We start from the raw sequence: 22728 nt of genomic DNA on the forward strand, positions 1-22728 counted from the left end.
CGATTCACGCGTCTGGAGATGAGGACACGGAAGGAACGGTATGCCGGATGATTTTCCCTTCGGCCAGGTAGACGACGAGTTCGGCGACATTCGTGGCATGATCGGCAATACGCTCGATGTACTTGCCGATGAAGGTGAGCCGAATGGCGCGAGTGATGGTTTGGGGGTTTTCGAGCATGAAGGACAGCAATTCACGGAACAACTGCTGCGTCAGATCATCGACAAAATCATCGTCGGCGATGACCTTTCTCGCGAGGCCGGCATCCACATTCACGAAGGCATCCAGACTTTCTTTGACCATTCGTAAGGTCCAGTTGCCCATCCGAGGAATGTCGATATAAGGCTTGAGCTGTGGTTCTTCATTCAACTCCAGCGCGCGTTCGGCAATGTTTTCGGCGAGGTCGCTCATGCGCTCCAGTTCAGTCGAGATTTTCATCGCGGTCGTGATAAAGCGCAAGTCTTTTGCCGTGGGTTGATGAAGGGCGAGCAGGCGAAGGCTCTCCTCGTCGATCTGCACGTCAAACGTATTCACGCGAAGGTCGTTTTCGATGACCCGTTGCGCCAATGCGCTATCCCGCTCCACGAGCGACCGCAGCGCCGTCTGCACCTGATCTTCGACGGCGGCTCCCATGCGGAGCAACTTCTGCTTAAGGTCATCCAATTCCAGATCAAAGTGACGTTGCATGATAGCCCCCGTCCGTGAACGATCCGTCCTCAACCGTGCTGTGTGTTGACCGCTTTCTCTGTGGGTTATCCGAATCGTCCGGTGACATAATCTTCCGTCAAACGGTTCGAAGGATTGGTAAAGATTTTCTCAGTGGCTCCCACCTCGACGACCTCACCGAGATACATGAAGGCGGTATGGTCTGACACCCGCGCCGCCTGCTGCATATTATGCGTCACAATGAGAATCGTCACCTTCTTTTTCAACTCCATCACCAATTCTTCGATGCGTGCGGTCGCGATGGGATCCAGGGCGGAACTTGGTTCATCAAAGAGCATCAATTCGGGATCGGTGGCGAGCGCGCGCGCGATGCAGAGGCGTTGTTGCTGGCCGCCGGACAGCGCCGAGGCGGGCCCGTGGAGACGGTCCTTTACCTCGTCCCAGATGGCGGCGTCTTGCAGCGCCCGCTCGATGCGCTCGTCTAAGAAATTGCGTGAGCTTTGTCCACGTATGCGGAGACCGTAGGCCACATTTTCGTAGATCGATTTCGGAAATGGATTCGGTTTTTGAAACACCATCCCGATGCGCATGCGCACTTCCAGGGGATCGAGACGAGGATCGAGGATGTTGATCCCGTCAGGATACAGAATGATTTCGCCTTCGGCTCGGTTGCCGGGATACAGATCGTGCATGCGGTTAAAGCAGCGCAGATAGGTCGTTTTGCCGCAACCGGATGGACCGATGAGCGCGGTCACCTGCTTGTCTGGAAGGGAAAGATTCAGATTCTTCAAGGCGTGGGTCGTGCCGTAGTAAAAATTGAGATTCTTCACCGAGGCCTTGGTGGCCTGATGCGTCACTGAGAGCGGCGTCGTCTGGCTTACCATTGCAACCGTTTTCGAAACCGCGCGCGAATGATGATGGCCAGCGCATTCATGGCAAGCGTCATGGCGAGCAACACCAATCCGGCAGCCGCGGCATTCAGGTGAAATTCTTCCTGCGGCCGTGAAATCCAGTTAAAGGTTTGGATGGGAAGCGCGGCAAATGGGTCCATGAGCCATTGAAACGACAGATAGGGAAATTCCTGCTGGAGCGGCGGATGGGGCAGAAATGCCACGAATGACAATGCCCCGATTGTCATGAGCGGAGCGCTTTCGCCGATGGCTCTGGAAAGGGCAATAATGAGCCCCGTCAAGATGCCGCCTAATGAATAGGGAAGGACGTGATCGTGCACGGTTTGCCACTTGCTCGCGCCAACGGCAAAAGCGGCCTCCCGGATGCTGTTCGGCACCGTGCGAAGGGCCTCCCGCGTCGTAATGATAACCATAGGGAGGATTAATAAGGCCAGGGTCAGGCCCGCCGTCAGGACGCTGCTGCCCAAGTGCAACTCATAGACGAACAATCCGAGCGCCATCAGACCATAGACAATGGACGGGACACCGGCCAGATTGGCAATGTTGATCTCGATGAGTTCAGTCATCCAATTTTTGCGAGCATACTCTTCCAAGTAAACGGCGGCTGCAATGCCGAGTGGAATCGCCGTGCAGGCCGTGACACACATCACCAGCGAAGTCCCAACCCATGCCGAAAGAATTCCGGCCTCCGCCGGGAAGCGGGACGGAAAGGAGAGAAAAAAATGCCACGAAAGACGGGAGCCGCCGTCGAGAGCCAATGCCGCGATGAGGGCCAGCAGGGTTATCGAACTCACCAACATGGCGACGAGGCCGATGATTGCGAACACGGCATTTCGGACTTTGTTGCCATGGATATGTGTCATCGTCTTCCTTCAGATCGCCCTTCGAAGCCGCATTTTCAGCATGTGGCCGCCAACGTTAAAGACCAAGGTCATGAGAAAGAGCATGAGGCCAGCTACAAAAATGGTTTGATATCCGATGCTGCCATGAGGCAGATCCCCCATGCTGACCTGGACGATGTAGGCCGTGATGGTCTCGGCCGGCTCCGTGGGATTCCAGGTGAGCGTGGGCTGCATTCCAGCGGCGATCGCAACGACCATGGTTTCGCCGATTGCACGAGAAATGCCTAGTACATAGGCTGCGGCAATCCCCGAGAGAGCAGACGGGATCACGGCGCGGTAGGCCGTCTGCAAGGGCGTAGCGCCCAGGGCGTATGACCCTTCACGGATGTGCATGGGGACAGCGCGCATCGCGTCTTCGCTCATGGAGCTGATGTACGGCACGATCATAATCCCGATCACTAACCCGGCGCTGAGCATGTTGAAGCCGGGCAGATTCGGAAACACCTTCTGCAGAAGGGGCGTGACGAATAACAGCGCAAAATAGCCGTACACAACGGTAGGGACCGCGCTCAACAGTTCCAAGAACGGCTTCATCACTTCGCCGACACGCCGACTCGCGTATTCGCTGAGGTAGACGGCCGTGACCGTCCCGAGCGGCAGAGCCACTAAGAGGGCCACCGCCGTTGTCACCAGCGTGCCGGCGATGAGCGGCAGAATGCCGTAATGAGCATCTGCAAACAAGGGCGTCCACTGCGTATCGGTGAAGAACTCAATGATGGAGACCGATCGGAAAAAGACGAACGACTCATAGACGAGGAGGGCCACAATGCCCGCGGTAATGGCGATGGACGCCAATGCGGCCAGCAGGAGGACTTTCTCGATCACCCGCTCACGGAGACGACGCCAGGTGTGTTGAGCCATCACGGATTTGGACGATGTCCCCAAATGGGAGCCATGCGTCAGTTCGAGTAACAGCACACGTAGGCTCATGAAATGCTTCTCACGTTACTGAATCGATTCTCGCTTCAACAGGTCCGCAATGCGCAGCCCGACACTCGTATGCCCCTGGAAGACTGTGCCCAGCTTCCCGTTGCGGAAATGTGCCAACGCGGTCTGATACGCGTCTGCCGGCAAGGGCACATATTTAATCTGCTCGGCTAATGTGAGACCTTCTTTCATGTAAAACTGGACGAAGCTTTTAACTTCCGGGCGTTCGGCTGATTTCTTGCTCACATAAATAAACAGGGGACGTGAGAGCGGGCGGTACGTGCCATTCTCAACGGTCTCACGTGACGGGAGGACCGGCCCCTGTCCGCCGTCCACGCCAATGAGTTTCAGCTTTTGCTTATTCGGAGGATAGTAGGCGTAGGGAATGTACCCGATCGCCGATTTGTCCGCGGAAATGCCCTGTACCAGCGTATTATCATCCTCACTCGCCGTATAGTCTCCACGGCTCGATTTCGCCTTGCCGACGATGGCTTCCGTGAAATAATCGAATGTCCCTGAATCAGATCCAGCTCCAAACAATTTGAGCGGCTCATCTGGCCAAGCCGGGTTGACCTGGTTCCAACTGGTAATCTTGCCTTGAGCAGATGGCTCCCACATCCGTTTCAATTCCAGAAGGGTGACGGATTGCAGCCAGCTGTTCTTCGGACTGGCCACCAGGGTCATTGCATCATAGGCAATGGGCAATTCGAAGTACTGAATCCCATGCTTGCGGCATTCCTCCATCTCGTCGGCTGAAATGGGACGGGACGCATCTTGGATATCCGTCTCGCCGCGGCAAAACTTTTTAAAGCCGCCACCGGTTCCCGATATGCCGACCGTCACGCGCACCGCTCCCCGTGTGCTTTTTTGAAATTCCTCTGCCACCGCTTCGCTGATGGGAAACACCGTGCTCGAGCCATCGATCTTCACCAGCGAGGGGGGCTGCGCATGTATCTCCTTCAGGGATATGGTCTGGCCCAGGGTCAGAACAATGAACAATGCAGAGATGATCAAGCGAGTCACAGGCTGTCCTTTCGTATGCGCAAATTGACGATACATCCCTATGCCGATACGCGGCTCATATGCGGAAGGGATAGGTAGTAGGCAAAGCCTCTTCGCCGCAAAATGAGATCTCCTCGGCGACTCAGCGTATCTACTGCCTGGAACAACTCGTTCCAGCTAAGTTCAGGAATCCGCTCCGTGATTTGCTCTAAAAGAATGGGGTCTCCACCCCTCAAGGCGTCCAAGATAAGCGCTTCTGATTGCGATGAATGTATGGACATATGGTCTCTCCTTCTAAAGAAAAGAAGAACCGTGCCATGCAGATTGGAATGCTTCCATGAGATGGTTGTCATGCTGGCTTCTGTTAATCGCTAGAAGGGACCGCCCCCGGCATTGAAAGAGTGGGCAAGGGCACGCGTTACTGTCCCATGGCTTGGTCATCACTGCATTACGACCTTGTTATCGATGTGTAAACTCATACGACGAATGTCATAAAACATCCGCTACGGTCTCTCCAGGCGTCGGCGAAAATCGTACGGCCAACACTCGAATTGCCGCCAATGCCAGAAGGATGACGCCTAGAATGGCAAATTGCTCAACGTGGACCCCCTTAAACCATTCGGAAATGACCTCCGTGAGCATCACCACTAGAATGGTGTCCACGATAAAGGTGACTTTCACCCGTCCCTCTGAAAAATAGGTGAGCGTCGTCTTAAACACTTCCACGACGGCCAAGAGAATCAAGGTGTCGATGATGATCTGGCGGAGCGCCACTTCGACTGGGTTGTGAAGCAGCAGTGTCAGGTCCAGGAGAGTCTTGATCACGCCGCCGGTGAGCGCCAGAAGAATGGTCAGGATGAGAAAGCTGAGGACCAGCTTAATGCCTTTGATCCACCAGGCGGTGAGATCCATACCGGCTGCCCGGTTGATCAAAGGATGCAGGGAGGACAACCGCACTGACTCGATCATGTGTTAAAACTCATCGATGGAGACAGGGTGAAGCAAATCGCGGACGGACAGCACGCCGACGATGTCGCCGGATTGCATCACCGCGAGATGCCGTGTCTGACTGCGTTCCATCAAATCGGCTGCTTCGGTGATGGGGCGTGTGCCGTCGATGCCGATGACCGGGCTGCTCATGATCGTGGAAACGGGAATGAATCCCGGCATGTGACCGACCCCGACCGCCCGGCGGACGATATCGGCCTCCGTCACGATGCCGACGATCCTGTCGTTTTGCTCGATGAACACACTTCCGATTTTCCGCTCGCACATCATTTTGACGGCGTCCAACACGGTGGCTGAGTGAGCCACCTTTGCGAGATCTCGCTTCATCAATGACATGGCTGTGACCATAACACCTCCTTGGTTAATAGGGGACGGCATCCAGGCCGACCCCCTGTCATGAATGCTGAGACGATGGCGTCTCGGTTGAGGACAGACGCCCTTTGTGTTGCATAACTCGAAAGAGCGGATACATCGTTTTGTGTTGCAAACCATCCAAGGTGGCGACGGCATAACATAGGGGAGCACCTACTGACGCGATGACAGCAACCACACAGGTCCATTCGATTAGGTTAAGCATACGACCCTCCGCTCTTAGGACTATGATCAGCAGGAACAATAGCGCGTGTGTGTTGCCGCAAGATCAACGCACTGTAACGAAGGAGTTAATTGTGGAAGCTGAGAAGGGTACGGGGAAGTGAAAGGCGGAGGCCTGTCCAATGAAAAAAACGATTGCTGGACCGGCCTATTCGTCGCCGATCTTTTTCAACCGACGGTCAAGCGCAAATCGGGTCAAGCCTAAATATTTTGCCGCGAGACTCTTGTTGTAGCCGGCCACGCGGAGGACTTCTTCGATGATGGCGGTATCCACATCGGCGAGCGTCTGTTTGCCCAGGACCATCTCGACGCGAACCATCTGCTGGTCGCCTTGCGGCACCGCCACCGCCGTATGCGTCGCGGCTTCATGAAGCTCTCGCGGGAGATAGCTGGCGGTTAATGTGCGTCCATGGCAGAAAATCATGGCGCGTTCGATAATGTTTTGTAGCTCCCGGATATTGCCGGGATACGCATAGCGTTCGAGAATGGCGCGCGCCTCCGCGTCGATTTCGGTGACCTCCTTGCCGAATTCCCGTCCATAATGGACCAGGGCGCGCATCGACAGCGGCAGGATATCCTCGACACGCTTTCGGAGCGGCGGCAGCTCGAATGTAACGACATTAAGGCGGAAGTACAGATCTTCACGAAAGGCCCCGCGGGCGACTTCCTTTTTGAGATCCCGATTCGTCGCTGCGATCAAGCGAAAATCGACGGCAATGTCTTCCGTGCCTCCGACGCGCCGAAATGTCCGCTCCTGCAAGACGCGAAGTAGCTTCGCTTGCATCCCCAGATCGAGATCACCGATCTCGTCGAGAAACAGTGTCCCACTTTCGGCACGATCCAGGAGGCCGACCTTACGCTGATGCGCGCCTGTAAAGGCTCCGCGTTCATGTCCGAAGAGTTCGCTTTCAAACAGCTCGCGCGGGATCGCCGTACAGTTGACGGCGACGAATGGCGCTGAGGCTCGACTCCCGTTGTGGTGCAAGACGCGCGCAACGAATTCTTTTCCGGTGCCCGTCTCGCCCAGGAGCAGCACGTTGCTTTTGGGATTGTGGGACAACTCGCGAATCTGACCGACGAGATGTTGCATGGCAGCGCTTTCGGCGATGAGGTGATCCATCGCATACTGGTCGCCTTCACGCTCCATTTGGTACGTCAGCCGCTGACGCAGCGCGAGCAGTTCGAGTGCCCGATCGACCACTTGGTCCAAGCCTTCCAGATCCACCGTCTTGATGACGAAGTCGTAGGCGCCCAGCTTCATCGCTTCCACCGCATCCTGCACGGTGCCATAGGCGGTTAACATGATGACGAGCGACTGAGGCGATTTGGGGTGGATGGCTTTCAGCGTATCGAGGCCCGAGAGCCCGGGCATTTTTAGATCGAGCAGGATGAGGTCCGGAATGTCATGGTCGAGTGCGCTGATCAGCGTGTCGCCGGAGTCAAATCCGGATACCACATGCTGTCGTCGCATCAGCCGTTTGACGACGGCGGATCGAATCGCCGGCTCATCGTCTGTAACGAAAATTCGTGCGCGCATGGTCTCCTATGAAAACGTCGTGAGCCGGGGGTGCTGCCGTAAGGGCAGCCACATGCGTACGGTCGTCCCGTGTCCCGGTTGACTGGTGAGCTGCATATCGCCGGCATGCGCATCGATAATATTGCGACAGATGGCCAATCCCAAGCCGGTGCCTTTCGATTTTCCCGTCGTGAAGAACGGCTGAAACACATGGGCAAGGTCTTGAGAGGAGATGCCGGCGCCTGTGTCCGAGACGGTCAGAACCATGCCTTCCTCCGCCGCGCGCCGCGACTCGAACGCCGCGATGCTGAGTGTGCCTTCCGTGTCCATCGCCTCGATGGCATTCTGAACGACATTTAAGAGCACTTGTTTGATTTGATCCCGATCCGCCTGAAGCACGGGCAGCATTGGATGCAGCACGGTCTTGACGGTGAGTCTCTTCTCGGTAATGGACGCATCCGACAACTTCAGCACCTCTTGGACGATGTCGATAAGATGAAAGACGACCGGTGCGATTTCTCGAGGCCGCGCATAATCGATAATCTGGTTGACGATCCGGTCCAGCCGTCTCGTCTCATTCAAAATGACATCCAGGTCGCCTCTCCGCGGATCGTTCGGTTCGAAATCATCGCGCAAGAGGGCCGCCGTGGAGCCGATGCCGACCAGCGGGTTGCGTATTTCGTGCGCAATGCCGGCCGCCACTTGGCCGAGCGTGGCCAGCCGTTCAGCGCGGCTGAGTTGCACCTGCATCTGGTCGAGTGCCGTGATATCGATGTTGAAGCCCTGGTACATGATGAGTCGGTTCTGTTCATCCCGGATAGGAATACGCCGGCTCAGAATCTTCCGAACGGTTCCATCGTGATGGAGAAATCGAAAGACCGTTTCATACGGCTTGTTCTCTCCGACCGCCTCGGCAAATTCACCCAACACCCGGTCTCGATCTTCAGGGTGAATCTGTTGCCGGAACGTTTCAGGGTCGCTCTCCTGATTTGGATTGAGGCCCGCCAGGATGCGATTGTAGCGGTTGCTGAAGGTGATGGCCATCCCATTGGTGGTAAAAATCCCGAATGGAGCATGATCCACTAGACTCCGGTACTTGGACTCCGAGGACGCGAGGTCCCGATTGAGGTTCAACAGATCGGCCTCCGATTGCCGCAGCTTGAGGAAATCGTTGCGCACCTGCTCGCTCATGGCATTCATAACGCGGGTGAGTTCTCCCAATTCATCCCGGCGATCCAACACCGCCACGTTCGGTGGAGAGAATCCGGACTTCGACCTTACTGATTTCGCCAGCGTCACCAGCGGGCCGGTAATCGAACGCGCAATCAAATGAAGCGCGAACATCATAAAGACTAGAGCGAGAATGATGCCACCCAGAATATTGCTCGTCATCGAGGTTCTCGCCTCGGTCATGTTCGCCAGCGCATCGTTCAGTGCCGTCTGTTCGAGATGATCGAAGCGTGTCATGTGCTCACGAATCTGCAGCATGATGGCCCGCCCGCGGCCTTCTTCCACATAATGGATCGCCTCAGCCGAATGCCCCTTTCTAGCTGCCTGAATCAACGTGTCCTTCTCACCCATGAGGGTTTTCGCCAAACGTTGAACCTCATGCACGATGCTCGCTTGCGGCGGGTGGTCGCGTAGCAACTCCTCCAGCTGGTCTCCCACGCTCGTGATATGATCGTGAGCGAGACGGTAGGGTTCGAGAAAACCATCCTGCCGGGTCATGACATAGCCGCGAAATCCGGAGTTGAGCTCCAGAACCAAGCGCATATACTCCGATGCGGTCCGCTGCGTAAGGTAGACGCGATTGAGCTGTTCCTCGTCCTCGGCAAATGTACGCACGCTCTGGTACGTCAAGACGCTGGACAGCCCAAGCGCAATGAGCGGAATGACGGATGTCAAAAGAAGTTTGCGCTCGATGGGCAAGTTATTGAAAAACCGGACAATGCGTTGTCGCATGACGACTTCGGGCTCCAGTCAAGATCATCCTAAGAAGGCGAGCAAAGAAATGCAACGGTGAGCGTACTTCTCACGCCCTTCCGTATCATTTCTTCATCATACTAACGTCTGTGTCTGTTTGGCGATTGCCCACGACTGCGGTCCCTTTTGGCTATAGCGTCTCCAACTTTCAGCTAGGCGGTGTTCCGCCAGGACGGGGTCATTAGTCGCGGTTTTGATATCCATTTGATGTGTTATCCTGAGAATGGCTATTGCGCCACGGCTCCATGAGAATTAGGCGGTGCAGAGCATTTCAGAAAGATCATGGCCCGCGGACGTTACGGTAAAGCGGGTAATCGATATGCTATGCGGAGAGCAAAGGAAGGGCCAGTTGGAGGATGTTCATGATAAGGGCCTGGAGAACAGGGAATCGAAAACGAGCGCTATTGCACCGTGCGCACCGTGCGCAGAACACTAGAGGCCCCTGTCATAACATCAATGCTGTCTCGTTCCAAACTCACAGCACGGTGCGAGTTGTGGGTCATCTTCATGATCTCGAGGCTCTTTCCCATCGCTGATTCCATCTATGGCTCCTATCTGAAAGTAAGGACTGGGGTTTGCATTACATTTATGTGCTCTTGATGTGCTCTTGGAAAAAAGACTGTCGTCGTTGCGATAGGCCAAGGGAGGCGGGAAGATGTCGGACAAGCCCGTTCTCAATGGAGACATTGAACGCCAAATTCTCGCCATACTCGGTAAGCACCGAAAGTTGACGTTCACCTCGCTGGCAGAAGCTGTGCCGGAACATCGATGGCGCGATCTGTTGGGAGCCTTGAACCGTTTACGCAAACGGCAGCAGATCGACATGTCGGCGCTGCCTTTGGACTACGAAGTGGTACTGCGGAAGCCGGCGACGTGGCAGCAAAAGCGGTAAGATCATGCAGGTTGGCCATGAGGCGGCGAAATCAACGTGTCTACCATGGGTAGTCCTTTTGTCGAGTCTCGCGCTCTACAGTTGTGTGGGATTCGGCCCTCCGCTGGATCTTTCGACCATGGATCCATCAGAGGACCAATGGCGCATCGCCGAATATTACAGCCGCGAGGCCGCCGGCTATCGGCAGAAAGCTGAGGAGCTTCATGGGCGCATGCTCATCTATGCGAGCCTGTTTGGGGCCGAATCGGAATGGGTAAATGGCACGCGTCTATTGGCCCAGTCGTATGAAGATGCCGCATTTGAACATGAGCGCCTGGCCGAACAGCATATGAAGCTGGCCGAAGGACGCCCGGCGCCGCGGTTCCCGACGGCTCCTCACGAATCACGTCGATGAGGGAGGAAGAATCATGCGACATCATTTGGCGGTCTTGTCTCTGGTGGTCGTGCTGATGTTGACGTCCGCGTGCGGGACGACCGTACAGCCCGGCCAGCGCGGGCTGCGGTGGTATCCGCTGACAGGAGGCTTGTCGTCTCAACCGCTGAAAAATGGATTCTACTGGCGGGCGCCGTGGAACGATGTGTATGTGTATGACGTGAAGTGGCAGAGCTACAGCGAAAACGTCGATGCGCTAAGCGCCGACGATCTGCAGGTGAACATCAAGGCGGTGGTCATTTTGCGGCCGATTGCAGAAGAGATTCACTTTCTGGCGCAAGAAGTGGGATCGGATTTCTATTCACGCATTGTCCGGCCGGAATTTATGGCCGCCGTGCGCAGTGTCGTCTCCGGCTATCCGATGGTCACCGTCCCGGAGAAAAGTGTGGAGGTCTCCAATAAGGTTCAAGCGGTGGTGGTGGAAAAGCTCAAAGGTCGTCACTTGGAGATTCAGAGTATCGCCCTGGCAGATGTGGATTTTCCACAAATTGTCTTGAGCGCGATCGAACAAAAGCAGGCGAAAGAGCAACAGAAGGAGCAGAAAGAGTTCGAACTGACTATTGCAGAAAAGGACGCTGAGATCGCGCGCCGCCGCGCCCGGGGAGAAGGGGATGCGATTCGCATCCGCTCCGAAGGGGAGGCGCAGGGGTTGCAAATCCGCGCGGAAGGACAGGCAAGAGCCCAGGAGAAGATTACCAAGACCCTAACGCCTGAATACCTTCGTTACAAGCTCTATGACAGCCCGAATTCGAAGGTGGTCCTTGTGCCCGATCAGGTTAAAATGCCCGTCATTATTAATGCCGACTCTCAGCACACTCGGTCGCTGCCTCAGACGGACTTCGATTCACGACCGCTCATACAAGGAGAGAGCGAACCGCAATAATGGCCCAAGCCAAGTAACAGACTAGGAGGTCATGAGGTCTTGTGCACGTGATGGGCGCTGTGATGATTGAGGCTTCTCGACGAGAAGGGTTCGAGTCCCCAAGGCCGACGTTGCGTGAATTGCGACACATCGAAGATGCCGACTTCCATACCAGTCGAGGACAAGCCTTTCGTGTGCCGTGGCGACACGCGATCCGTTAGGGAGAGAAAGAAGACGCTAAGAGGAATGCCGCTCATCCGGTGATGCCTCCTCTCAGGAGTGCCAATTTGACCATGGGAATGAGCGTCGAGGTATCGAACGGCTTGCGGAGCACAGAGGCGTCATTCGACCTAGCCACCAGCTCTTCTCCCTCAGAGAGGTCTCCCGACACGAACAAGACGGGTATGCTCCAGGTCCTTTTCACGATATGCAACAGTTCAAGACCATTCAACCCAGGCATTCGATAGTCGGCAATCATAAGGGCATAGGTCCCCGTTTGTAATCGGTTCAAAGCCTCGATGCCATCAGACGCCTCCGTCGATTCATAGCCGAAAGAAGCCAAGCAGAAACTAAGTGCTCGCCGTGTAGCTTCGTCATCATCTACAATCAAGACTCTATTCAAGCTAGCCATAAGGAAGCTCCGCTGACGTGCCTGCCACAATGAAGCCGAACGTATTGGCCTATAGGTCATGCACGCTGCAATATTCGTGAAGGAATCGGATGCCATCAGGCGCATCGCATGTAATCTTGGACTTGCCGAGTGTTATAGATGATCGCACGGTATTGACCGTGCGATTGCGCTCATGTGCCAAATGAATACCAGGCGGAAAGAGCCATGACCGAGGGTGGACAGGCGTCAAGGCGACCTGCAACAATGTAGGAAAAATCGGCTGGCACATCGTGTGATCACAGCAATGAAGAGTCAAGCATGAACACTACACTTCAGGACTTCAAGGATGAGGCGTTCTCCTTTCATGATGATCCGGTGCTGGTCGTAGAGGGCTTTTGGTCCCCGGGGGAGCGGAAGGTCATTCGAGATGGAATGGACCGAGCCATCTGGAAGTCCCTGAAGGACATGCCGCAGGTCTACCGGGATTTTCCGAACTGCGGAAACTGGAAGAAGAGCGAGATTGGTCAAGCGGAAGCCAGGATGTTTCTTCAGCGGCTGTCGCTGTCCTGCATCATGCGATACGTGGAATCGTTTCCCAACATTATCGGCCGGCATATGAACTTTAATTATTATTCGTATGCTGCCGGGGATGCTCTTTTGACGCATGATGACACAGTGCAGCCATCATCGGCATCCACAAAGCAAAAACCACCACCACTCCGCCGCATCGCGGTCGTGGCCTACGTCCATGAAGAATGGCAGCCTGATTGGGGCGGCGAGTTAATCATCTACTCCGCACAACGCCAACGAACCGATCAGCCTCGTGACCTTTCAGTGACGCACTGTATTCTTCCCAAGCCGGGATCGTTGGTCCTGTTTACCGTTCCTCGATTCCATCGAGTGTGTCGGGTCGACGCCGTATGTGGCGACCATGCTCGACTGTCCATCGCCGGTTGGTTTATGACCGAGCATCCTTACTGATCCTGGGCTGATCGGGGCGTCCTCTGGCGACGCTTGCCGGCTCCACTCGCTACTTTTAAGGCGCACCAACCCCGCGGCTTGAGCTTTGCCTGCCCTATCTCGCCCTCCTGGATCAGCACGAAACTCGCAAGGTATGGCTAGGTTTGTCCAACGAATCGGGGTTGGCCATCCGGGACATCGATGGCAAAACGCGCGTGGTGTTGAGCTTAGATGGAGAGGGAGAGCCGACACTCGTATTTAGCGACCGGCAACAAAACACACCGCTCCGTCCTCAATTGAATACAAGGTAGAACCGTGATGTTTGTTACCAGGACTCTCCGAGAGCGTTTGTCGCGATATTCGCCGACCACGCTTGGCTCATGAATTCTCGCTGGGATACAATAGGCGCTCTTGAGATTAAAAGGATGAGGCGTGGGAATTCGTACGATCAGAAGACGAATCGTCCTGGCGTTTTTTCTCGTCGGGTGTATTCCGTTATTCATCGGCCTGCTGCTCGCCTCGATGTCCGGCATGCGGTCGCTGCGAAACGGCATTGGCGGAAACTTCCAAGCCATTGCCTCGCAGACGGCCGACCGCGTGACGATGCTCGTGGACAGCCAAGTCCAAGCCTTACGACTTTTGGCATCTGCTCCGTTGCGCGTTCGCCAGCCCGTTTCCGCCGCCAATCTCTCCTATCCGGTCCACTCCTCGATACCTGACGTCATCCACCAGCGTAGTCGTGCGTGGGAACAAGGCACTGATGTCTCCACGCGGTTGTTGAGTTCTGAATTATCACGGTTTCTCGTCGAGACGAAGGTCCGGGACGACGACAAGGTGGTGGGACTCATGATCACCGATCGCTACGGCGCGATCGTCGCCGCCAGTTCCGAGCCGGATCGGTATTTCTTCGGAAATGAGCCGTGGTGGCGGGACATACAGAGTGAGCAGTCCGGCCATGTCTATATCAGCGATCTCATTCCGGGTCAGCACGGATCGTTCCGGACTCCTGAAGAAACCATCGATATTGCCGTGCCCATTTTCGACGATCATCAACGGACGATCATCGGCGCCATTAAAGCTTCATACCGGTTTGATGGGTTCTTCGCCATGATCAAGGAAATTCGTATTGGACAAACGGGCCACGCTATGTTGTTCGATTCGGCGGGACAACCGCTGGTCTGTCCGGTGCTCCCGAGGCCGGCGCACCTGATTCATCAACAATTGATGGCGATGATCGTGTCGCATGAGCCGGGATGGGGCATTGCCGAGGATGACGCGCATGGCGCCTATGACACCGTGGTAGGCTTTGCTCCCGTCCGGGGCCTGGGCAAACCGAACAATACGTGGCATATGTTCGTCCGGCAGCACCCCTCCGAAACCTATGCCCCAATCCGTGAACAATTATGGGATTTCACGTTCATTGGATTGGTGATGGTGGGACTATTGGCGGCGATCGGTCGGTATGTGGCCGCTCGAATTGCGAAGCCCATCCAGGTGCTGCGTAAGGGAGTGGAAGCGATCAGCCAGGGCAGGTATGATGCGCCGTTAACGATCAAAACAGGGGATGAGTTCGAAGAACTTGGAACTGCTATTCATCGCATGGCGGACAATTTAAAAACGTCTCGGGTGGAATTGGAAGCCTTAAACCAGGATCTCACCCGCCGGATCGACGAAAAGACGGCCGAGGTTACGCGCCACATGCGGAAACTGGATACGTCGGAGCGATTGGCAGCCCTGGGAAAGATGGCGAGTGGGATTGCTCATGAGATTAATAATCCTCTCGGCATTATTCTGAATAGGATCGAATGCATAGAGGCCGAGGCTCTTCACGCGCCGCTTCCGGATGATCTGGCCGGTGACTTATCGGCGATTCGCAAACAAGCGGAACGCATTTATCGGGTCACGCACAGCATGTTGTCGCTCTCTCGTGGGACTGCGATGACACTGAAACCGGTCGACGTCAATTGTGTGATCCGTAGCGGCTTGGCGGTCGCCGGTGAACGCGCGTCGTCCAAAGGGATCACCATTGCGGCCGATCTGGCCGAGACGCTGCCGCCGATTATGGGAGATCGCGTAAAGCTGGAAACGGTCATTCTCAACCTGGTCAATAATGCCATTGACTCCGTTCAGCCGCTTGGCAAGCAGGGGCACATTATCGTGCAATCGCGTGGAAGCAATCAGGCGGAGGGAGGCATGGTTGCGGTGACTGTTCGAGACAACGGCCCGGGCATTCCCCCGGATGCGATCGATCATGTCTGTGAGCCGTTTTTCACGACCAAAGTGGCGGGAGAGGGGAATGGTCTTGGTTTGTTTCTGACATGCGGGATCATTGCGGAGCATCGTGGACGCCTGGACATCGCCAACGGCGAGACCGGCGCCGTCTTTACCGTTCATCTGCCCGCACTCGGTGACGGGACGACGACGAACGAGGAATCGGTATGGGAATCTACGGCAAGATCTTAATTGTCGATGACGAGCCTGAAGCGCTGGAAAACTGCCGGCGGATTCTCAGTCGCCTGCAGTATGAGTGCTTCATCGAGCAGGACTCGTTGCGAGCCGTCGACGTGTTGGAGCGAGAGCGGCCAGGCCTCGTGCTGACCGACCTGCGCATGCCCGGCTTGGACGGCATCGGCATTCTGAACGCAGCCAAACAGTTGGATCCCGACGTGCAGGTGGTTCTGCTCACGGCACATTCCACCGTCCAAACCGCCGTCACTTCTATGCGTCAAGGCGCGTTTGACTATCTCACCAAACCGTTCTCAAGTTCGCAACTGGAGGATGTGACCAAACGGGCATTTGGTGAGGTCTCTGATCATGCCGACGGGAGTGATCCAGAGCGCGGGCTCGTCAAAAGGATTCGACCGTCTTTGCCTTCGCGAGTATTTCAGCACGACCCGATCATTGGCAGCAGCGACGCGATGCGACGTGTCGGGGACCTGATCCGCAGGGTGGCGCCGACTGCGGCAAACGTATTGATTTACGGCGAGAGCGGCACCGGCAAGGAGCTGGCCGCTCGTGCGATTCATGCCTATAGCGGCCGTGCGGATCGCACGTTCGTGCCGGTGGACTGCGCCGCCCTGCCTGACACGCTGTTGGAGTCCGAGTTGTTCGGCCATGAGCGAGGCGCCTTTACGGGCGCGCATGCTTCCAAGCCGGGTCTGTTTGAAATTGCCGACGGCGGGACGGTCTTCCTCGACGAGGTCAGTGCCATGAGTGACGTCCTGCAGTCTCGCCTGCTTCGGGTCTTGCAAGAACGTCAGGTTCGGCGGGTGGGTGGAACACGGTTTATGAATATCGATGTCCGGATTGTGGCCGCCTCGAACCGCGATCTGGCGGAGGCTTCCCGATCAGAGCAATTCCGTCACGATTTGTATTACCGGTTGAATGTCATCCAGATTGAATTGCCGCCGCTCCGGAAGCGAGAAGGCGACGTGCCGCTTCTGGCGACGACCTTGCTTGCCCGCTTCGCCGCGTCCTTTCAAGGGCGGCCGCTCATGCTGGATGCAGAAGTGCTCGACCTCCTCTCGTGCTATGACTGGCCAGGCAATGTGCGCGAATTGCAGAATGTCATCGAACGGGCCGCGGCGCTTGCCGATGGTCCAACCATTCATGTCGAGCACTTGCCGGAAAAGCTTCAGAAGCTTCGACTTCACTCCACGGGACCTCCTGAAGGCGCAAACGGGTTCAAGGAGGCGAAGCAGAAAGTCGTCCGGTCCTTCGAGCGTCAGTTTCTGTCGGATCTTTTGAAACGTCATCAAGGGCACATGGGCCGCGTGGCAAAGGAGGCCGGCGTTGATCGGAAGACCATCGAGCGGATGGTCAAGAAGCATGGTCTTCGGATACCCTCTTAGTATTTCCCGCATCTTTCTATCCACTGTCATCTGCCGATATGGGGCGTTGGCGTCCCATCCATGGGACTTCATGCCCCATCGTAATTAGTGGCTATTGCGAACGCGGCGCCATTGCAATGGGATTGGGCTGTCTGTCTTCATTTCTTTCACCATTAAGGCCGCATTCGCTACATCAATAGTTTCAATCACTTTCTGCATCCGTCCTTCCATTAATCCGGGGAACAAAGATTGCTTGATATGGGCCGGTTTGTTCAGCAGCCTTTAACGCGACGATTATTCATCTATGTCACATCTGTCACATTTGGTGGAGGGATAGGAATGACAAGGACCGGCCTCCTTTCGTTTCACCGTGCAATGCGGATCCCTCCACCTCTTTTCTGTCTTATTGCTCGTGACCGTTACTGTATTAAGGAGGCGTAATGAGAGGTATTAGAACCAGCATGCAGTCTAATCGAATCGCGACAGCATTTCTCATGGCGATCGTCGGTCTGAGTGTCGCCGTGCCAATGTCTGTTCAGGCGGGAGCGGGAGGCCATGACGCGGGAGGCGCCGCATCACACGCCGCACTCTCCTCGGAAGGCGCGGTCCAGACCATGGTCCATCGCTCGCCCGAATGGGCGGAAAAGCTCAAGGGGCAAACCATTGTCGAAGATGCCATGGAAGGACATGCTGAGCGTACGTCCATGATGGAACGACAGCATCAACGTGTCATGGATCAGATGGCGAAGGATGCCGACCTGCAGCGAACAAGCGGCTTCTTCAACGACATGAATATGATGCACCAGTATGGCGCCGGGGGTCAGGATATTCTCTTGATGTCGCAAACCGGCACGGAACCGATCTCGTCTCTCGGGGGACAGTGTCCGGCCAGTGCCCCGGTGAAGAAGTATGACGTCTCGGCGATTAACGTCGAGATCACGCTGAACCGATGGCTCGACTACTATCCCGGGTATATGTACGTGCTCACCGAGAACATCGACAAGGTCCGCCAGGAGGAAGAGCATAACCGCGAGGCGCGCGGCAAGGAGGGCTATGATCCCGGCGACGTGGCGGCCGGTCTGCAGAACAATTGGATCCAGCCCCTCGTGATCCGCGGCAATCAGGGTGACTGTATCAAGATCACGCTGCAGAACAAGCTCGAAGGCGGCGAAGATGTGAGCCTCCATATTCATGGCTCCACGACGATCGTCAGCGCGACCGGGAAGCCCGCGTTGACGACCAACTCGGATGCGGTCGCGGCGCAGGGTAAGAGCGTGGACTTGGAATGGTACATTCCACCGACCATGCAGGAAGGTGGCCGGCAGTTTCATAGCTATAGCAACGACCGTGAGTTAACTGTGATGGGCTTGCTGGGCACCTTTGTGGTAGAACCAAAAGGCTCGGAATATCTCAACCCGCTTGGCGCCGGCGAGTTAACGCCGATGACCAGTGGTTGGCAAGCGATCATTAAAAATGGGGCGGGCCCTGACTTTCGTGAATTTGTGCTCGTCTATCATGAAGTGGGAGACGAGGCGTTTCGTCCGGTCAATAAGCGCGGTGATTTCATTCCGCAGCGCGATCCGTTGACCGATGTGTACCGACCGGTGGCGCGCGCGCTGAACTATCGCAGTGAGCCGTTCGGCGTGGATAACATGGAGACGCAACACGAGTATTTCGGCTTCGAAGATGAATCGATGGCCTACAGCGCCTATACGTTCGGCGACCCGGCCACGACAGTGCCTCGTAGCTATCTCGGCGATCCCGCCAAGTTCCGGCTGGTGCACGGTGGGTCCGAAGTGTTCCATTCTCATCACCCGCATGGCGGCTCGATCCGCTGGCCGCGGAGTCCGCGGGCCGTCGATCAGATGCCAATGTGGCACGCCGCTAAAAATGGTCCCGTGAAGTATCCGGTCATCCGGGCGAAATCGGATCGAGTGGACGTCGAGGTGATCGGTCCATCGGAAACAGTCGATCTGGAAACGGAGTGCGGATCGGGCTTGTGCCAACAATTATCCGGGGATTTTCTGTTTCATTGCCACGTCGCGCATCACTATATCGCCGGTATGTGGGGATATTGGCGCGTCTACAACGTCTTGCAGCAGGGAGACACTCATACGGATACGATGCCCGATCTGCGTGAGTTGCCCGATCGGCAGGGACGCATTAAAGCCGGAGTCACGTCGGATCGGCTGGTCGGTAAGACGGTAGACTGGTTCGGCAAACAGTTCACGATTGTCGATAAGGGGAAGTCGAACTGGAAGGCCACGCCGGCTGTCGTGAACATTAAGGATTGGGTCTCGATGTTCCTGCCGCCCCAGGGGAAGCCGGGGCACGCGGACGATGAAAAGGGCCAAACGCTCTCGTACGATGCCAGTGTGCTGAACTGGGCGTGGGACGGCAATCGTGCTATGACGGAGCCGGAGAACACCATTCCGAATCCGCGCTATCAGTCGCCTGCACCGGGCAAGCGGCTGCCCATTCTCTTTGAACCGCAGACAGGAAAGATCGCCTGGCCGCATTTGAAGCCGCACTTCGGGAGGCGTGTGCCGTTCTCAGGCAATCACAACCCTTCGCCGTGGCTTGAGCCGATCCATCTTGATGAGGACGGCGAGCCGAGTTCCTACCCGGCTAAGCCGGGCGAGAACGGGCGATGGAGCATGTGCCCTGAGAACGCGGGCCGAAAGTCTTACAACGTCCACTTCGTCCATACGCCGATGATTTTGGCCGAGAAGCGGGGCGATCAGCCGGCGATCGAGGATAAGGGCGGATTGATCTATGTTCTGCATGAAGAAGAAGAGGAAATTAAAAAGAACAACGACCGCAAATATCCGTTGGTGGTCCGTGCCAATATTTACGATTGCATTGATTGGATGTTGACCAGCGAGTGGGAGGACGACGACGTCACCAACTTCCATTCCTCCAAGATCAACACACATTGGCACTTCCTGCAGTTCGACAATCAGTCGTCGGACGGCGTGATCACCGGGTTCTCCTATGAACAGTCGGTTCGGCCGTTCACGATGATGCAGAAGAAGGTGAACAAGGGCTTGCCGCTTCCGCTGAATTCGGTCTTTACGAAGCCGGCGAAGAAAGGCGATCGTGCGATCACGGTCAAGAATGCCAAACAGTACCATCCGAACATCGAGATCCTGATCGGAGCGGATAATGTGGGCGGCAACGAGATCGGTCGCATTAAAGCCATCAAGGGCAATACGATCGAACTCTATCGGCCGCTGCGCAACGCGCACCCGACCGGCGATATCGTGACGGTTGAATTTGTGCGGCAACGGTTCTGGGTCGACTCGGATGTTGGTACCGTCTTCTGGCACGATCACGCGCTCGGTCGTGTCACCTGGGGCCATGGTGGATTCGGGACCATCATTATCGAACCGGTGGGATCCACTTATCATGATGCCAAGACCGGGAAGGAGATTCGTAGCGGACCCATCGCGGATATCCGCACCGTTGAACCGGTTGGCTACGGTGTCAATGGCAGCTTTAGAGAGCTGATGGTCCAGGTTCATGACAGTGTGCCGCACACCGTGAATCTGGTCACGGAGGGAAATCCACCGGGGCAACCGATTGAGGTGGCGCTTGAGGCCGGAAAGACGATTTCCTTTCCAATGCCTGAACACATTCCACCATCGCCGATGTCGTTCCTGAATGGAGGGACCCATACGACCGGAAGCGGATTGAATTTCAGGGCCGAACCGATTGCGACCAGGTTGAAGAACAATGGCGACTACTCGCAGATCTTCAGCAGCGCGATCCACGGCGATCCGTATACGCCGTTGCTGCGCGCCTATCTGGGCGACACGGTGGTGTTCCGGCTACTTCAGACCATGGCGAACGAAACGTCTGTCTGGACGGTGTCCGGTCATACGTTCCTCACGGAGCGCTACGCCGGTGACGCAAACCGGAAGAATTCCATCCATGTCGGTATCGCCGAGCGGTATGATCTGGTTGTCCCACAGGCAGGAGGACCAAGACTCCAGCCAGGCGATTATATTCACTTTAATGGACGCGACTCCCACTTCGCCGAAGGGGCGTGGGGCATTCTGCGCGTCTATGATAAGGAAGTGCCGGATCTGCAAAAGCTTCCGGCCGGATACACGAGCCGAAGTGAGATTCCAAAGCCGTTGCCGGTGTGTCCAGCAGACGCCCCTGTGAGAGCATTTAATGCGGTGGCGATGGATTATCCGGGGATGAAGTTCAATCCGAAAGCTCCGGATGCAGTCGAAGTCGACTTCGAGCGGAAGATCCAAATCGCAAATCCAGAGGCAAAAATCTATGCCTTGGAGGAAGACGTCGCCAAAGTGGCGGGCGGACTTCAACCGATGCCGCTCACGTTGCGCGCCAATATCGGCGACTGCATTAAGGTGAAGCTCACGAATAAGATGAAGAACAGCCGGGCCTCATTCTCGGCCATCAGTCTTGCGTTCGACCCGAAGGACTCCCTCGGAGCCAACGTCGGTCGAAACCCAGGGGATCAGACCATCGCCCCGGGTGAGACGCGTGTGTACACCTACTATGCCGATCCATTCTTGGGCGAGATCGCGTCGCTCGTCTGGGATTGGGGCAATCCGATGCTGAATCCACGCAACGGGTTATTCGGCGCCATCGTCATCGGGCCAAAGGGAGCAAAGTACAGGGACCCGAAGACCGGTGCGGACATCTCGAACAAGAATAGTTGGATCGCGGATGTCATTGTCGACCGGACGATTCCCGGCTACGAGACGCGGGCCAACTACCGGGATGCCGCCCTGTATTTCCAGGACGAAGACAACATCATCGGAACGAGCTTCATGCCGTACGTCCAAAATGCGGCCGGCTTGACGGGTGTAAATTACCGCTCGGAGCCGTATAAGTTCAGGGAGGAAACTGGGTGCACGCTCGGAAAAATGTTCCAGCCGTGCGTGGCGGATAAGCCCGAGGATCCCGTGACGCCCATGATCGAGGCGCATGCCGGTGATCCGGTGCGTATTCACGTGTTCGGCGCAAGCAGCGAACAGAACGGCATGTTTGGTGTCGAGAAGCATGAATGGCCGATCGAGCCGTTCATGGGCGGTGCGGACGACATCAGCGTCGTCGAATTCGCCGGATCGGAGACACTTGATGCGTTTATCAAGTCGGCCGGCGGCGAGTATCGCATTCCAGGCGACTATATCTGGAGCAATCAGCGGCTGCCGTACTCTCAATCGGGTCAGTGGGGGTATCTGCGGGTGCTGCCTGGAGGCGACCAGCGGGTCATGCCGTTGTCCAATGGGACGACGAATATTCGACGCACAGAGTCGGATCCCTCTCAACTGGGAGCCACTGTCTCGGCGAACATGACGTCACGATAGTCCTTCGGTACGCCATCGTCGGGGGGAGCTTCGCGCTCCCCCCGACCGATCGGTCTCGTTGACATCATCCCCTCAGAATACGATCCGTTCTAACACAGGTAGACCCCTTCAAGTTCAGCACAACACGACTGTTTGTTCCTTTGTCACCGACAGGATGGTCTGTGCCGGCTACGTCTTTATGCACCTTCGCCGTACCGCATCGGTAAGTTGTCAGGACGTAAGGTTGGCTAGTATGTCTTGGTGTTCGGTAAGGTCAGGCACCACGCGCTTTCTTCAGACGTCATGTAAC

The 22728-nt window shown here is 56.1% G+C and carries 19 protein-coding genes; 8 read left to right on the plus strand and 11 right to left on the minus strand.

Going from position 1 to position 22728, the window contains the following annotated elements; genetic code table 11:
* Window positions 1–4 precede the first annotated feature (4 nt).
* From phoU to ACWHYZ_RS08110, 10 genes are all read right to left on the minus strand, one after another.
* Entirely contained in the window at window positions 5–685 is a 681-nt protein-coding gene (gene phoU / locus ACWHYZ_RS08065; protein ID WP_447986766.1) for a phosphate signaling complex protein PhoU, read from the minus strand.
* A 65-nt stretch (window positions 686–750) separates the two neighbouring features.
* Window positions 751–1548 (minus strand): phosphate ABC transporter ATP-binding protein PstB, encoded by a 798-nt coding sequence (pstB, locus tag ACWHYZ_RS08070; RefSeq protein ID WP_447986767.1) that lies wholly within the window; start codon window positions 1546–1548, stop codon window positions 751–753.
* Window positions 1542–2438, minus strand: coding sequence for a phosphate ABC transporter permease PstA (gene pstA, locus ACWHYZ_RS08075; protein WP_447986768.1), 897 nt, complete (start codon window positions 2436–2438; stop codon window positions 1542–1544). Before pstA ends, pstB begins: the two co-directional genes overlap by 7 nt.
* 9 nt (window positions 2439–2447) lie before the next feature.
* Entirely contained in the window at window positions 2448–3338 is an 891-nt protein-coding gene (pstC, locus tag ACWHYZ_RS08080; RefSeq protein WP_447987538.1) for a phosphate ABC transporter permease subunit PstC, read from the minus strand.
* 84 nt (window positions 3339–3422) lie between these two features.
* Window positions 3423–4427: a PstS family phosphate ABC transporter substrate-binding protein gene (locus ACWHYZ_RS08085; RefSeq protein ID WP_447986769.1), complete on the minus strand. Its 1005-nt coding sequence runs from the start codon at window positions 4425–4427 to the stop codon at window positions 3423–3425.
* Between the two features lie 38 nt (window positions 4428–4465).
* Entirely contained in the window at window positions 4466–4687 is a 222-nt protein-coding gene (locus ACWHYZ_RS08090) for a hypothetical protein (protein ID WP_447986770.1), read from the minus strand.
* Between the two features lie 208 nt (window positions 4688–4895).
* Window positions 4896–5375 (minus strand): phosphate-starvation-inducible PsiE family protein, encoded by a 480-nt coding sequence (locus tag ACWHYZ_RS08095; protein ID WP_447986771.1) that lies wholly within the window; start codon window positions 5373–5375, stop codon window positions 4896–4898.
* Between the two features lie 3 nt (window positions 5376–5378).
* Complete coding sequence (locus tag ACWHYZ_RS08100) at window positions 5379–5762, minus strand: CBS domain-containing protein (protein ID WP_447986772.1); 384 nt, start codon at window positions 5760–5762, stop codon at window positions 5379–5381.
* 394 nt (window positions 5763–6156) lie between these two features.
* Window positions 6157–7545: a sigma-54-dependent transcriptional regulator gene (locus ACWHYZ_RS08105; protein WP_447986773.1), complete on the minus strand. Its 1389-nt coding sequence runs from the start codon at window positions 7543–7545 to the stop codon at window positions 6157–6159.
* A 6-nt stretch (window positions 7546–7551) separates the two neighbouring features.
* Window positions 7552–9486: an ATP-binding protein gene (locus tag ACWHYZ_RS08110; protein ID WP_447986774.1), complete on the minus strand. Its 1935-nt coding sequence runs from the start codon at window positions 9484–9486 to the stop codon at window positions 7552–7554.
* 676 nt (window positions 9487–10162) lie between these two features.
* On the opposite strand from ACWHYZ_RS08110, the gene ACWHYZ_RS08115 reads away from it, so the two are divergent.
* The 4 genes from ACWHYZ_RS08115 to ACWHYZ_RS08130 are packed head-to-tail and all read left to right on the plus strand — an operon-like array spanning window position 10163 to window position 11915.
* Complete coding sequence (locus ACWHYZ_RS08115; protein ID WP_447986775.1) at window positions 10163–10399, plus strand: hypothetical protein; 237 nt, start codon at window positions 10163–10165, stop codon at window positions 10397–10399.
* Window positions 10400–10403: 4 nt separating this feature from the next.
* Window positions 10404–10793: a hypothetical protein gene (locus tag ACWHYZ_RS08120; protein ID WP_447986776.1), complete on the plus strand. Its 390-nt coding sequence runs from the start codon at window positions 10404–10406 to the stop codon at window positions 10791–10793.
* Window positions 10794–10806: 13 nt separating this feature from the next.
* Window positions 10807–11715 carry an SPFH domain-containing protein gene (locus ACWHYZ_RS08125; RefSeq protein WP_447986777.1) on the plus strand — a complete coding sequence of 303 codons (909 nt, stop codon included), beginning with the start codon at window positions 10807–10809 and terminating at the stop codon, window positions 11713–11715.
* A 41-nt stretch (window positions 11716–11756) separates the two neighbouring features.
* A complete protein-coding gene (locus tag ACWHYZ_RS08130) occupies window positions 11757–11915 on the plus strand; it encodes a hypothetical protein (RefSeq protein WP_447986778.1) in 159 nt (52 codons plus the stop codon).
* A gap of 32 nt (window positions 11916–11947) precedes the next feature.
* Here the strand turns inward: ACWHYZ_RS08130 and ACWHYZ_RS08135 are convergent, their stop codons facing one another.
* Complete coding sequence (locus tag ACWHYZ_RS08135; RefSeq protein WP_447986779.1) at window positions 11948–12325, minus strand: response regulator; 378 nt, start codon at window positions 12323–12325, stop codon at window positions 11948–11950.
* 297 nt (window positions 12326–12622) lie between these two features.
* Here ACWHYZ_RS08135 and ACWHYZ_RS08140 point away from each other — a divergent pair, with 297 nt between their 5' ends.
* The 4 genes from ACWHYZ_RS08140 to ACWHYZ_RS08155 all read left to right on the plus strand — a co-directional run bounded on the left by ACWHYZ_RS08140 (window position 12623) and on the right by ACWHYZ_RS08155 (window position 22439).
* On the plus strand, window positions 12623–13285 hold the full coding sequence (locus tag ACWHYZ_RS08140; protein WP_447986780.1) for a 2OG-Fe(II) oxygenase: 663 nt from the start codon (window positions 12623–12625) through the stop codon (window positions 13283–13285).
* 411 nt (window positions 13286–13696) lie between these two features.
* On the plus strand, window positions 13697–15727 hold the full coding sequence (locus ACWHYZ_RS08145) for a sensor histidine kinase (protein ID WP_447986781.1): 2031 nt from the start codon (window positions 13697–13699) through the stop codon (window positions 15725–15727).
* The gene (locus ACWHYZ_RS08150; protein WP_447986782.1) at window positions 15703–17115 is read left to right on the plus strand and encodes a sigma-54-dependent transcriptional regulator; all 1413 of its coding nucleotides are present in this window, start codon (window positions 15703–15705) and stop codon (window positions 17113–17115) included. The genes ACWHYZ_RS08145 and ACWHYZ_RS08150 overlap by 25 nt, the downstream gene beginning before the upstream one ends.
* Before the next feature lie 419 nt (window positions 17116–17534).
* Window positions 17535–22439: a hypothetical protein gene (locus ACWHYZ_RS08155; protein ID WP_447986783.1), complete on the plus strand. Its 4905-nt coding sequence runs from the start codon at window positions 17535–17537 to the stop codon at window positions 22437–22439.
* Window positions 22440–22728 lie beyond the last annotated feature (289 nt).

The sequence above is a fragment of the Nitrospira sp. Nam74 genome (assembly GCF_965152615.1).

What these genes read in the sequence shown, in the direction of transcription:
- pstC (WP_447987538.1), bottom strand. Translation starts at nt 3,338, where the DNA reads ATGGCTCAACACACCTGGCGTCGTCTCCGTGAGCGGGTGATCGAGAAA.
- ACWHYZ_RS08125 (WP_447986777.1), top strand. Translation starts at nt 10,807, where the DNA reads ATGCGACATCATTTGGCGGTCTTGTCTCTGGTGGTCGTGCTGATGTTG.
- ACWHYZ_RS08115 (WP_447986775.1), top strand. Translation starts at nt 10,163, where the DNA reads ATGTCGGACAAGCCCGTTCTCAATGGAGACATTGAACGCCAAATTCTC.
- ACWHYZ_RS08155 (WP_447986783.1), top strand. Translation starts at nt 17,535, where the DNA reads ATGAGAGGTATTAGAACCAGCATGCAGTCTAATCGAATCGCGACAGCA.
- ACWHYZ_RS08150 (WP_447986782.1), top strand. Translation starts at nt 15,703, where the DNA reads ATGGGAATCTACGGCAAGATCTTAATTGTCGATGACGAGCCTGAAGCG.
- ACWHYZ_RS08110 (WP_447986774.1), bottom strand. Translation starts at nt 9,486, where the DNA reads ATGCGACAACGCATTGTCCGGTTTTTCAATAACTTGCCCATCGAGCGC.
- phoU (WP_447986766.1), bottom strand. Translation starts at nt 685, where the DNA reads ATGCAACGTCACTTTGATCTGGAATTGGATGACCTTAAGCAGAAGTTG.
- ACWHYZ_RS08140 (WP_447986780.1), top strand. Translation starts at nt 12,623, where the DNA reads ATGAACACTACACTTCAGGACTTCAAGGATGAGGCGTTCTCCTTTCAT.
- ACWHYZ_RS08105 (WP_447986773.1), bottom strand. Translation starts at nt 7,545, where the DNA reads ATGCGCGCACGAATTTTCGTTACAGACGATGAGCCGGCGATTCGATCC.
- ACWHYZ_RS08135 (WP_447986779.1), bottom strand. Translation starts at nt 12,325, where the DNA reads ATGGCTAGCTTGAATAGAGTCTTGATTGTAGATGATGACGAAGCTACA.
- ACWHYZ_RS08100 (WP_447986772.1), bottom strand. Translation starts at nt 5,762, where the DNA reads ATGGTCACAGCCATGTCATTGATGAAGCGAGATCTCGCAAAGGTGGCT.
- ACWHYZ_RS08120 (WP_447986776.1), top strand. Translation starts at nt 10,404, where the DNA reads ATGCAGGTTGGCCATGAGGCGGCGAAATCAACGTGTCTACCATGGGTA.
- pstA (WP_447986768.1), bottom strand. Translation starts at nt 2,438, where the DNA reads ATGACACATATCCATGGCAACAAAGTCCGAAATGCCGTGTTCGCAATC.
- ACWHYZ_RS08095 (WP_447986771.1), bottom strand. Translation starts at nt 5,375, where the DNA reads ATGATCGAGTCAGTGCGGTTGTCCTCCCTGCATCCTTTGATCAACCGG.
- ACWHYZ_RS08090 (WP_447986770.1), bottom strand. Translation starts at nt 4,687, where the DNA reads ATGTCCATACATTCATCGCAATCAGAAGCGCTTATCTTGGACGCCTTG.
- pstB (WP_447986767.1), bottom strand. Translation starts at nt 1,548, where the DNA reads ATGGTAAGCCAGACGACGCCGCTCTCAGTGACGCATCAGGCCACCAAG.